The 10,629-nt window shown below is 59.4% G+C and carries 12 protein-coding genes; 11 read left to right on the top strand and 1 reads right to left on the bottom strand.

Annotated elements, in window-relative coordinates:
- From M3436_07035 to M3436_06985, 11 genes are all read left to right on the top strand, one after another.
- A partial coding sequence (locus tag M3436_07035; GenBank protein ID MDQ3563891.1) for a type II and III secretion system protein family protein occupies positions 1-763 on the top strand: 763 nt, incomplete at its 5' end.
- Positions 764-773: 10 nt separating this feature from the next.
- The gene (locus tag M3436_07030) at positions 774-1,055 is read left to right on the top strand and encodes a hypothetical protein (protein MDQ3563890.1); all 282 of its coding nucleotides are present in this window, start codon (positions 774-776) and stop codon (positions 1,053-1,055) included.
- 150 nt (positions 1,056-1,205) lie between these two features.
- Positions 1,206-2,483, top strand: coding sequence for a Tad domain-containing protein (locus M3436_07025; protein MDQ3563889.1), 1,278 nt, complete (start codon positions 1,206-1,208; stop codon positions 2,481-2,483).
- 27 nt (positions 2,484-2,510) lie between these two features.
- Positions 2,511-2,975: a pilus assembly protein gene (locus M3436_07020; GenBank protein MDQ3563888.1), complete on the top strand. Its 465-nt coding sequence runs from the start codon at positions 2,511-2,513 to the stop codon at positions 2,973-2,975.
- Entirely contained in the window at positions 2,972-3,436 is a 465-nt protein-coding gene (locus tag M3436_07015; protein ID MDQ3563887.1) for a pilus assembly protein, read from the top strand. Before M3436_07020 ends, M3436_07015 begins: the two co-directional genes overlap by 4 nt.
- Before the next feature lie 33 nt (positions 3,437-3,469).
- Positions 3,470-4,651: an AAA family ATPase gene (locus M3436_07010; protein ID MDQ3563886.1), complete on the top strand. Its 1,182-nt coding sequence runs from the start codon at positions 3,470-3,472 to the stop codon at positions 4,649-4,651.
- 11 nt (positions 4,652-4,662) lie between these two features.
- Positions 4,663-6,051, top strand: coding sequence for a CpaF family protein (locus M3436_07005; GenBank protein MDQ3563885.1), 1,389 nt, complete (start codon positions 4,663-4,665; stop codon positions 6,049-6,051).
- A 12-nt stretch (positions 6,052-6,063) separates the two neighbouring features.
- The gene (locus tag M3436_07000; GenBank protein MDQ3563884.1) at positions 6,064-7,044 is read left to right on the top strand and encodes a type II secretion system F family protein; all 981 of its coding nucleotides are present in this window, start codon (positions 6,064-6,066) and stop codon (positions 7,042-7,044) included.
- Between the two features lie 12 nt (positions 7,045-7,056).
- Entirely contained in the window at positions 7,057-8,019 is a 963-nt protein-coding gene (locus tag M3436_06995; protein ID MDQ3563883.1) for a type II secretion system F family protein, read from the top strand.
- Positions 8,020-8,080: 61 nt separating this feature from the next.
- Positions 8,081-9,004, top strand: a complete 924-nt coding sequence (locus M3436_06990) for a tetratricopeptide repeat protein (GenBank protein ID MDQ3563882.1) — start codon at positions 8,081-8,083, stop codon at positions 9,002-9,004.
- 114 nt (positions 9,005-9,118) lie between these two features.
- Complete coding sequence (locus M3436_06985) at positions 9,119-9,670, top strand: isoprenylcysteine carboxylmethyltransferase family protein (protein MDQ3563881.1); 552 nt, start codon at positions 9,119-9,121, stop codon at positions 9,668-9,670.
- A 225-nt stretch (positions 9,671-9,895) separates the two neighbouring features.
- On the opposite strand, the gene M3436_06980 is transcribed toward M3436_06985, so the two are convergent.
- The gene (locus M3436_06980) at positions 9,896-10,201 is read right to left on the bottom strand and encodes a hypothetical protein (GenBank protein MDQ3563880.1); all 306 of its coding nucleotides are present in this window, start codon (positions 10,199-10,201) and stop codon (positions 9,896-9,898) included.
- Between the last annotated feature and the right edge of the window lie 428 nt (positions 10,202-10,629).

Raw genomic sequence — 10,629 nt, 5'->3', positions numbered from 1 at the left:
GCCCACCATCGACCCGTCGGGGCTCTTTCTTAGCTACCTCACCGGGCAATTCTTGTTCGAGACGGCGATCTCCGCGTCCCGGCAAAAAGGCCTCGGGCGGGTGCTGGCGGAGCCTACCTTGACGACAATCACCGGCCAGGAAGCCGAGTTTCTCTCCGGCGGCGAGTTCCCGATCCCGGTCCCTGGAAGCGCCGAGCAAGGCACCACGATCGAGTTCAAGGAATTCGGCGTCGGCGTGAAGTTTCTGCCGGTCGTGCTTGATTCGGGCCGCATCAGCCTCAAGATCAACGTCGCGGTTAGCGAGTTGGCGACAGCCAATCCGGTGCTCTTGCAAGGGGTAGACACATCGAACGTCTTCGTGATCCCGTCCCTCAGCAAACGCAGCGCCACCAGCGCGATCGAGCTTGCCGACGGCCAGACCATGGGCATAGCAGGGCTTATCAATGACACCACCCGCGAGTTCGTGGACAAGTTCCCCGGATTGGGGGATGTTCCCGTTATAGGCGCGCTGTTCCGCAGCCAGGAGTTTCGGCAAGGGCAGACTGAGTTGGTCATTTTCGTCACGCCGCATTTGGCGCGTCCCATTTCGCCGCAACAGGTGCAACTGCCCACGGACAGCTTCGTGCCGCCCGATGACGTGGAGTTTTATCTCATGGGCCGGATGGAAGCGCGAAAACTGCCGGGCGCCGCCGTACCGGAACCGGGCGCTAATCAAGATCAGCAAATGGCACCGGAAGCTTCCAAGTTCGGACATGATCTGTGAGGACAATGCCATGTTAACGATCAAGAGAACTCTGTGGTGGGCCATTGCCCAGGTGATGCTGTCCGCTTGTACCTCCACGGACGCCGTGCGCGTGGAGGAGGACTTCGGTAATTCGGTGCGGAACATGATCCAAGCTCAGACCTATAATTCCGACGCGGCGCGTAATCCGCCCAGCGAACCCCCGACGGTGCTGGACGGACAGAAGGGAAGCAAGGTCTTGGACACGTACCGCGGTGATGTTTCCGATCCTCAAAAGACGGAGCAGCCGATTCAGTTGGATATCATTCGTTAGGAAAGGATCCATAAAAGGGCCTTAAGTTTTGTAGGGTGGGTTAGCGACAGCGTAACCCGCCGTTTTGCAGTTTTTGGTTGGTGGGTTACGGCGCTCGCGCCTAACCCACCCTACATGAAGGAAACTTGGATTCAAGGAGTAGGGACGGACATGGACAAGGATATGAAAAGGAGTTTGAGGCAAGGAATGCGTTCGCCACGGCGGCAGCGAGGTGCGGTAGTCGTGCTGGTCGCCGCCGGCCTCATCGCCATCATCGCCATGGCTGGTCTCGCCTTGGACTTAGGCGACTCTTACCTTAGCAAGACGCGCTTGCAGAACGCGCTGGATGCCGCTGCCCTGAGCGGCGCTAAGACGCTGACGGAAGGCGGCAGCACCGCGGAAGCGGAAACGGACGCCATCGCCACCTTTAATCTAGATCCGCGGATGGCTGACGCCGCGCTCACGCTCGTAATCGAGTTCTCGGACTCCCTGGTGCCTGGCTTTCCGAGCGCGACAGATCCGGATGCCAAATACGTCCGGGCGAGCGTCGCGAGTTATCCGCGCGAGGTTTGGTTCGCGGCCGTGCTCAACATGACCAGCCGGGCCGTGGCGGGCAGCGCGGTCGCGGGACCCATACCCGTTGGCGGCTGTACCGATCCCATCTTGCCCGTCACCATATGCGCGAAGGATCCCGAAGGCGAATGCAATGATGACACGTGCTTCGGCTACCCGGTAGGCGCGGAGGACGAGCTGTGTCTCAAGACCGGATCGCCGGGACAAGGCGGCTCGGGAAGTGGTGGCTCGTGTGATCCCTTCCAAGTGGGGACCGGAAACTTCCAGCTTCTGGATCTCGGATGCCCGCAAGGAGGCGGTGGCGGGGGCGCTTGCGTGCGCAAGAATTTGGCAGGCGGGTACAGCCAATGTGTGGCGGCCGGCGATAATGAGACCGTCGAATCCGAACCCGGCAACAAGGCCGGTCCAACCGTCCAAGGTATCAACACACGGTTCGGGGAGTACCAAGGCGCCGGTCTTAACGCGACCGATTACCCGCCGGATGTTGTCACCCACAGTGATCCGGCCTTTTGGTACTCCTCTCCCGCAAGCAACGCCTACAAAGACTGGCTTGCCGATGCGTCGAAGCACGATTATCCCGAAGACGGAATCCCGCCCGGCAGGAAAAAGCGCCGCGTCGTCGCCGTGCCGATAGGCGAGTGCGTGGAGGGCGAAACGGGGGTCACGAACGTCACGGTGAAAAAAATCGCCTGTTTCTACTTGACCAAACCTTCCAAACAAGGCGGTCCGGGTGGCGGAAACGCGGAAATTTACGGGCAACTCATCAAAGCGTCGGAATGTCCGGTCAACGGAACGGCGGTTGATGATGACGATGAAGAGGATGATCTGCCAACGAAGATCGTGCTCTTCAAGGATCCGGACGCCCGAGCCAGTTGATAGAGACAAAGACACGGGAGTAATAACATGGATAGTCGATCACATGCGAAAGGGCCATTACGGCAGCGCGGCATCGCGACCGTCGAGTTCGCCATCGTAGCGCCCTTGCTGTTGCTGCTAATGCTAGCAACCGCCGAGCTAGGCCGCGCGTTCTATACCTACAACACGCTGACGAAAGCCGTGCGGGACGGAGCGCGTTATGCCTCTATCGCCGCGCTAAACGGTGCTAAAGTCATCGATCTCGACCCGATACGAACCGATACGCAGAATGTCGTCGTGTACGGAAACCCGGACCCGCTGCCAAGCGAACAGCCGGTGCTGCAAGGACTTAGCACCGACTACGTGAAGGTGGAGAAGGTGGACGCCCCGGACGCCGTACATGTGCACGTCAGCGCGGAGTTTCTGTACGAGCCCATGTTCGCGGCCGGCTTTTCCACCTTCGATCCCGTGAGATTCACCATGTCCGCGTCGGTGACCATGAGGGCTTTATGATGAAACGGCAAAATGGAATTTATACGGTTGAGTTCGCGATCATCGGCGTGGTGTTCTTCCTGGTGCTTTTCGGCGTGATTGAAATCGCGCGCGCCTTATTCGTCTGGAACACGATTGGTGAGGTGACCCGGCGCGGTGCGCGGGTCGCGGCCGTGTGTCCGGTGGACGACAGCGCCATCAAGGAAATCGCAGTCTTCAACGGGTCGAACGGCGACGGCCGGAGCCCAGTGCTCAACGGGCTGATGACTAGCCACGTAATCGTCACGTATCCGCCCGCCGATTTAGTGGCTACAGACGGTTACGTGCGGGTAGAGGTTTCAAATTATACACACCAGTTGATCATCCCCTTCTTGCCCGCGAGCGTCACCAATCTCACGGTGCCCGCGTTCAGCACCACACTGCCCGCCGAGAGTCTCGGACGTAACCCCGATACGGGCGTGTATGAGTGCATCGCGACATAAGGTTTCTTAACACGTACAAGGACGGATTCGATCATGAAACATACAGTATTAATCGTAGGGCGATCCGAGGCACACCTCCATGGCCTCGAAACGATGTTGCAAGGCGATCCGCGCCTCGAGGTCAAAACCCGGTTCGTCGTCAACGGCCACATGGACCCGCTGCATAGCGTTCAAACGACGCCCAACGTGCTTATCCTCGATCTCAGCCAATTCTGGGAAGATGAGCTCAAGGCGCTGATCGCGCGTCCGGTGCACGAGCGAGTCCAGTTGATCATCATCGGGCCGGAAGGCAACACCCAGATGATCCGCATGGCGATGCAGGCGGGCGCGCGGGACTTCTTCGCCCATCCGGTGCCGCGCGCGGAACTGCTGGCTTCGGTCCACCGCATCGTCGAGGAATCCACGGCCAAGACCTCCGGCAAGGAGGCACGGTTGACGGCGGTGATCAACGCCAAGGGCGGGTCCGGCGCGTCCTTCATGGCCTGTAACCTCGCCCACTGCATGGCGGCCCAGCAGAAATTGCGCGTCGCCTTGATCGATCTGGATCTGCAATTCGGGACCCTACCGTTGTATCTGGATTTAACCCCGCGCGATAGCTTGCTCGACGCCTTGGCGCACGCGGATCAGATCGATAGCGTGGCGCTCGACGGACACATGCTCAAACACAAGAGCGGTCTGCGCTTGCTGCCGTCGATGAGCGAAGCGCTGGCGCTGCCTTGGGAGGTCCCGGAGCAGAGCCTGCAGCAGGTGCTGACCCAAGCGCTGCGGGATCATGACCATGTGGTCGTGGACCTGCCGCGTCAAATCGATCCCCTGACCAGCCGCGTCATGGAACGCGCCGATCACGTCCTGGTCGTGACCCAGCAGAGCATCACCCATGTGCGCGACGCCAAGCGCATGGTGAAGCTCATCACGCGCGAGCTCGCGCTGCCGGCCGACCGGGTCCAGATCGTGGTCAACCGCTACGACAAGAAGAACGCGGTGTCGCTCGAAGATATCACGGCCTCGACCAAACCGGGGGCCGTTTACCTGGTCCCTAATGATTACGCGAATGTCTCCGAAGCGATCAACATCGGCGTCCCGCTCTACGAGTCGGCGCGCACCGCGGCCATTACCAAGTCCTTTGTCGATATCGCGAAAAGGCTTGCCGGCGCCGAAGAAGCCCCATCGAAGGGCCGGTTCCAAAACCTCTTCGCACAAATTCTCGCTAGATAAGGAAGTATCTTATGGAAGCCTTTAAACGATTCTCGCAAAATTCTCAGGCGCGCAACGGAATAAACGCGGAAAGCCCCGCGTCCAGCGACGGCGCGGCCGCAACCGACGATCGCAACCATCTGCAGGAGCAGGAGTGGAAGCACCGCATCCACGAGCGCCTGCTTGAAGTCGTCGATCTCACATTGATCACGACGATCGAGGAAAAGCAGGCCAGAGCCGAGTTGCGCGAGGTGACGAAGCGGCTCATGAACGAGGAGTCCGTGCCTCTCAATGCACTCGCGCGCCAGCGCATCGTCAAGCAGATCGAGGACGAGGTCCTCGGATTGGGGCCTCTCGAGCCCTTGCTCGCCGATCCGGCCGTGACCGATGTCTTGGTCAACCGGTTTGATTCGATTTATATCGAGCGCGGCGGCAAGCTTGAAAAGGCCAGCGCCAACTTCCGCGACAACCGGCATGTGCTCAACATCATCGACCGCATCGTGTCGCGCGTCGGGCGCCGCATCGATGAGTCCTCCCCGATGGTCGACGCACGGTTGCAGGACGGATCGCGGGTGAACGCCATCGTCCCGCCGCTCGCGCTCGAAGGGCCCGTGGTATCCATACGCCGCTTTCCCAAGGACCGGCTGCGCGCCGAGGACCTGGTCGGGAAAGGCAGCATCAGTCCCGAAATGATGCGGGTGCTGCAGGCCATCGTGGAATCCAAGCTCAATGTCCTGGTCTCGGGCGGGACCGGCACCGGAAAGACCACGATGTTGAACGTGCTGTCCGGCTTTATCCCCGCGAACGAGCGCATTATCACCATCGAGGACTCGGCCGAGCTGCAGCTTCAGCAGCCGCATGTGGTCAGGCTAGAAACCCGTCCCCAAAATATCGAAGGCAAGGGCGAGGTGACGCAGCGGGATCTGGTCCGTAACAGCCTGCGCATGCGTCCGGACCGGATCGTGGTGGGCGAGGTGCGCTCGGGAGAGGCGCTCGACATGTTGCAGGCGATGAATACCGGGCACGACGGATCGCTATCGACAATTCACGCCAACACCCCGCGGGATGCGCTCTCGCGCCTGGAAACGATGATAATGATGGCGGGCTTGCAGTTGCCGGTGCGGGCCATGCGTGCGCAGATAGCTTCGGCCATCCATGTCGTGGTGCAGCTCGAGCGGATGGAAGACGGCAAGCGCCGCATGATCAGCATTCAAGAGATCCAGGGGATGGAGGGCGACATCGTCACCATGTCCGAGATCTTCCGCTTCCAGCGCATGGGTATGGATAAGGACGGCAATGTGAAGGGCGAGTTTCAGGCGACGGGCTTGGTGCCCAAGTTCCATGAACACCTGCGGCAGCGGGGCATGGAACTGGATCTGGCCATGTTCAGACCCGGCAATCCCGGTCAACGGCGTGCCTAAGGAGTAGCGAACATGCTGACGGAATATTCGGATTATGCGGTATTGCTACTGATGGTCTTCCTGGCCGTGGTGTTTCTGGCTGGGGCCGTGATTATTCCCACTTTCGGGACCGACGCGAAGATAGCGCGCAAGCTCCGGGCGCGCGTGCGGGACGTCATCGATAGGATGGACCCTGCATCAACGTCTTTGTTGCGCGAGCAATACCTGCGCGAGCTGCCGCCGTTCGCAAGAGCCATGGAGCAACTCCCGGGCATGGAGCGCCTGTCGATGCTCATCGAGCAGTCGGGGCGCACGACTCCCGCTTACAAGGTGATTTTAACAGGCGCCGGCATCGCGGTGCTGGCGGCCATCGCAGTAGGGACACTGACCCACCTGCCGCTGGCCGGCCTCCTGGCGGGAGGCATCGGGTTCTTCCTGCCGATTATGAAAATTCGCCACGAAAGGAACACGCGCATCGTGCGCTTCGAAGAACAACTTCCCGACGCGCTCAGCATCATGGGCCGGTCGTTGAAGGCAGGGATCCCTTTCGTGGACGCGATGCGATTCGTGGCCGAGGAGACCGCCGATCCCATGGCAGGCGAGTTTCGCCGCACATTCTCCGACATCAATTACGGAATGAACATACAAACGGCCTACTTAGGCATGCTGCAACGCATGCCGAGCATGAGCCTGATGGCGGTCGTGACCGCCGTGATGATCCAGCGCGACACCGGCGGAAATCTCGCCGAGATCCTCGACAAAATCGCGGCGGTGGTGCGCGGCCGGTTCAAGTTGCAGCGCCGTGTGCGCACGCTGTCCGCCGAAGGGCGCATGTCGGCGTGGATCCTGATCCTGGTCCCCTTCGTGCTGGCAGGCGCGCTGTTCATCATCCAGCCGGACTACTTACCCAATCTAACGAAAGACGCGACCGGGCGAATGCTCGCCTTGGTTGCCTTCATCAATTCCTTGATTGGCGTGCAGTGGATACGGCGGGTCATACGGATCCAGGTATAAGGAGGATTTTTCATGGAATACCTCGTACAATTCTTCTCGATGTGGAGCAGTGACCCGAATCAGGCGCAATGGTGGTTTGCCGGGACAATCGGTCTTGCCGCCGGCCTGCTCGGGCTAAGCATTCTCATCGTGGTGGGCGGGTTTTTCGATCCGTTCCGCCGCCGCCTGCAGGCGGTGTCGGGCGCCGCGGGCGGCCGGCTGTCCTCGTCGGTGGACTTCGGGGACGCTTTCAAGCCCCTGACTCCTTACATCATGCCGAAAGACGAAGCCGAGCGGACCAGCATGCGGGCTCGGCTTGTCCATGCGGGCTTCCGGGCCGAGAACGCGGTCATTACCTTCTACGCGATGAAGCTGATTTTAACCATTGCGTTCGGGGGTATTGTCGTGATCGCCGCGCCGTTTTTCCCCGGCTTCAGCACCATGCAAGTCATTGGCGCGGCCATGTTCGCAAGCGCCGTCGGGATGTTTCTGCCTAATATCTACGTCTCCCGGCGCACCGCGAAGCGGCAGCGTTCCTTGATTAACGGATTCCCGGACGCGCTCGACCTGCTGGTCACCTGCACCGAGGCCGGTCTCGGGCTCAACGCGGCCTTGCAACGGGTCGGCGACGAGCTGAGCGTGAGTCACCCGGCGCTCGCGGAAGAGCTGGCGCTCGTAAACGCGGAGATCCGCGCGGGCGTCGAGCGGACCGATGCCTTGAAAGGCCTGGCGCACCGCACCGGCCTCGACGATATCCGCGGTCTCGTCTCCTTGCTCTGCCAGAGCATGCGCTTCGGAACCAGCATCGCGGATACCCTGCGGATATACTCCGAGGAGTTCCGCGACAAACGCATGCAGCGGGCGGAGGAACAAGCGGCGAAGATCGGGACCAAGATGATTTTCCCGCTCGTGTTTTGTCTCTGGCCTTCGTTTTTCATCGTCGCGGTAGCGCCGGCGGTACTGGCCGCGATGAGGGTGTTACAGCCGATGCATTAATCGGCGGCAAGGGGAGGGATCCCGTACTGCGTTTTTTTACAATGCTGACGGGTAAACGTTTATGGCACACAAACTGGAAAAGATACCAGCCAGGGCGCTGTTGGTCGTAATTGCCTTGGCGAGTGGAGGCTGCGCGACATTGTTCTCGCAGGCGCCTTCTGAAAGCGGCGCCGAAGTGGACGCCAAGAAGGCAGAGCTTGCGATGCTCCGGGGCGATCAGGCCTTACGGCGCGGAAACGTTGACCAAGGGCTGCTCGAATACGTGCGGACCCTGCGGTGGGACCCGGACAAATTTGAAGCCCACTACATGATCGGAAACATCCATAGTTATAAAGGAAACCCCGCATTGGCTGAGAAAGCCTACCGCCGGGTCCTGGAGCTTTCCGAAGGGCATGCCGGGGCCGCGGAAGGACTCGGGCTGGCCCTGCTACGCCAGAAAAAATATGACGAGGCCGGGGCTTCCTTGAAAAAGGCGGTAGCGGCCGACGCGAAGCGGTGGCGCGCTCACAACGGCCTCGGCGTGATCTCCGACATGCGCCGCGACTATGCCGCCGCCGAGACGCATTATCTCGCCGCGCTTGACGTGCAGCCGGGACTGCCGATGCTGTTCACTAACCTCGGGTATTCAAAATACGCCGCCGGGGACTGGAGCACGGCGCAGTTTTATTTCGAGCGCGCGCTCACACAGGACCCAAAGCATCAGAAGGCCTGGTCGAATCTGGGGCTATTGTTCGTTCGGCGGGGGCAGTTCGGAAAAGCGATGGACGCCTTCACGGAAATCATGCCCGAGGCCCAAGCCTCGAACAATGTCGGGTACCTGTGCATGATGGAAGGCAAGTACCAGCTCGCCGAGCAATACTTCGTGGAAGCGATTAGACAATCCCCCTCGTACAACGAGGCGGCGTACAGGAACCTGGAAAAGGCGCGTGTGTTGGCTGAGACCAACGCGGGGCCCGAGACGGCTGGACCGTTGGAATGTAAGTAGATCCGATCCTTAAGATTCAGGAATGTAATTTTGCGAGGGATAACGCTATGGATATGACAAATGTTTTTGTGGCAATGAGGATGTTGCTCGTGAACATTTCCCGCGGCGGTTTTATTGGGTCTGTTCGCATTCACCCACTACGCCCGGTATCAGGAGGTCGGTAAGTTCTACTTGTTGCTGATGGTAGTCGCCGAGAGTTGGCTGGCGTTGATGTTTCTCATCAGAAAGGATCAAATGAGCAGCTCCACGAGCCCGCTCGAATGGGCCGTTGCCGCCGGAGGATCGTTTGTGCCTTTACTGATGCGGCCTTCGATGCAAGGCCTGTTGCCCGACCTCGGAAGCATCGTGGTGGCCCTCGGGGTCTGCATTCAGATCGCGGGCGCGTTGTCCTTGAATAGAAGCTTTGGGATCGTGCCGGCAAACCGGGGCGTGAAAACGAGCGGCATCTATCGCGTGATACGCCATCCGCTGTACGCGAGCTATTTACTTACCTTCGGCGGGTATTTCCTGGCCAACACGTCGTTGTACAACTTTTGGACATTCGTTGCTTGGCTGGTCTTCATGCTCTTACGTATATTGTCCGAAGAGCGGCACCTTCTTCGGGACGCGGGATATCAACTTTACACCAGTTCTGTACGTTGGAGACTCGTACCTTACATCTTTTAGTCCACGGTGACCTACATGCCCCCCGGTCGCTTCGTGCGTCACAGAAACACGCCGCATAACACAGCCCGTCATTCCGGCCAAGTCCGCGCAGCGGACGCGAGCCGGAATCCATGCGGAGCATAGGCCGGCGCTGGATTCTCGCTTCCGCGGGAATGACAAAAATTTTTGACACCCGCCTTAAGTAGTGCCATTCCCCTATTTGCCAGTATTTCCGTCACTCGTCATTCAGTCATACGTATAGTCGCCAAACGAGCGTACAAAGGTATAGTTGAAGGGTGTCACAATGAAAGCGTCCGCCGCTTTTGCGAAAGCATCATGCTGAGGAGCGATGCTTGCCAAAGCAGTCAAGGGGCTCGTCCCCACAAAAAATGCCGTTCCAACAATAGTTCCAATCAGTCCAAGTGGCCGCAGTATCAATGTCTCAACAGCGACATCTTGCGCGTCGTAATTCGATGCGCGCGGATTCCCGGCGTAGCTTAGACTTGCAGATAGCAACAGGACAGACAGAATTGCGTGCCTCAAGAGTTTCATCTGTACTCCTTGCGCGGTAAGTGCGTCAAAAAGGCCGAACGGCTGCTCGGTTGACGCATTGTATAGTAGAAAATCTAAATACGGTCAAGCATTCGTTTTCCACGGCACCTCCAAATTCTGTAGCGCTTACTCCTGAGCAGGCGCTGGCGCCGCGGTAGGAAATGACGCGCCCATCGCACCTGGTCGGGTAGTTGGCACATAATGATGGTCGAGGATGCGCGCCGGACCACGTCCTTATCGATCTCAACGCCGAACGTGTGAGCGATATGCTCAGCGATCTTGCGCCAACCCATTCTCGGATTGCGCTGTTTCATGGCCACGGCGGCAATGATGTCGGGGGAAGGACCTTTATCCTCGCGAAGAACACGGCGATCCGCTGGCAGGGCTCTTGGCTAGGCTGGCTTGCATTCCGAGTAATAGGGATACTG

This window comes from Pseudomonadota bacterium (assembly GCA_030859565.1).
In the GTDB taxonomy this organism is placed as follows: domain Bacteria; phylum Pseudomonadota; class Gammaproteobacteria; order JACCXJ01; family JACCXJ01; genus USCg-Taylor.
Note: the sequence above shows the minus strand (reverse complement) of the source record. Positions and strands in the feature narration are given on the sequence as shown.

Bases quoted from the DNA above. Each gene is read 5' to 3' on its own strand.
- M3436_07025 (MDQ3563889.1), top strand. From the start codon at position 1,206: ATGGACAAGGATATGAAAAGGAGTTTGAGGCAAGGAATGCGTTCGCCA.
- M3436_07005 (MDQ3563885.1), top strand. From the start codon at position 4,663: ATGGAAGCCTTTAAACGATTCTCGCAAAATTCTCAGGCGCGCAACGGA.
- M3436_07015 (MDQ3563887.1), top strand. From the start codon at position 2,972: ATGATGAAACGGCAAAATGGAATTTATACGGTTGAGTTCGCGATCATC.
- M3436_06995 (MDQ3563883.1), top strand. From the start codon at position 7,057: ATGGAATACCTCGTACAATTCTTCTCGATGTGGAGCAGTGACCCGAAT.
- M3436_07010 (MDQ3563886.1), top strand. From the start codon at position 3,470: ATGAAACATACAGTATTAATCGTAGGGCGATCCGAGGCACACCTCCAT.
- M3436_06990 (MDQ3563882.1), top strand. From the start codon at position 8,081: ATGGCACACAAACTGGAAAAGATACCAGCCAGGGCGCTGTTGGTCGTA.
- M3436_06980 (MDQ3563880.1), bottom strand. From the start codon at position 10,201: ATGAAACTCTTGAGGCACGCAATTCTGTCTGTCCTGTTGCTATCTGCA.
- M3436_07000 (MDQ3563884.1), top strand. From the start codon at position 6,064: ATGCTGACGGAATATTCGGATTATGCGGTATTGCTACTGATGGTCTTC.
- M3436_07020 (MDQ3563888.1), top strand. From the start codon at position 2,511: ATGGATAGTCGATCACATGCGAAAGGGCCATTACGGCAGCGCGGCATC.
- M3436_07030 (MDQ3563890.1), top strand. From the start codon at position 774: ATGTTAACGATCAAGAGAACTCTGTGGTGGGCCATTGCCCAGGTGATG.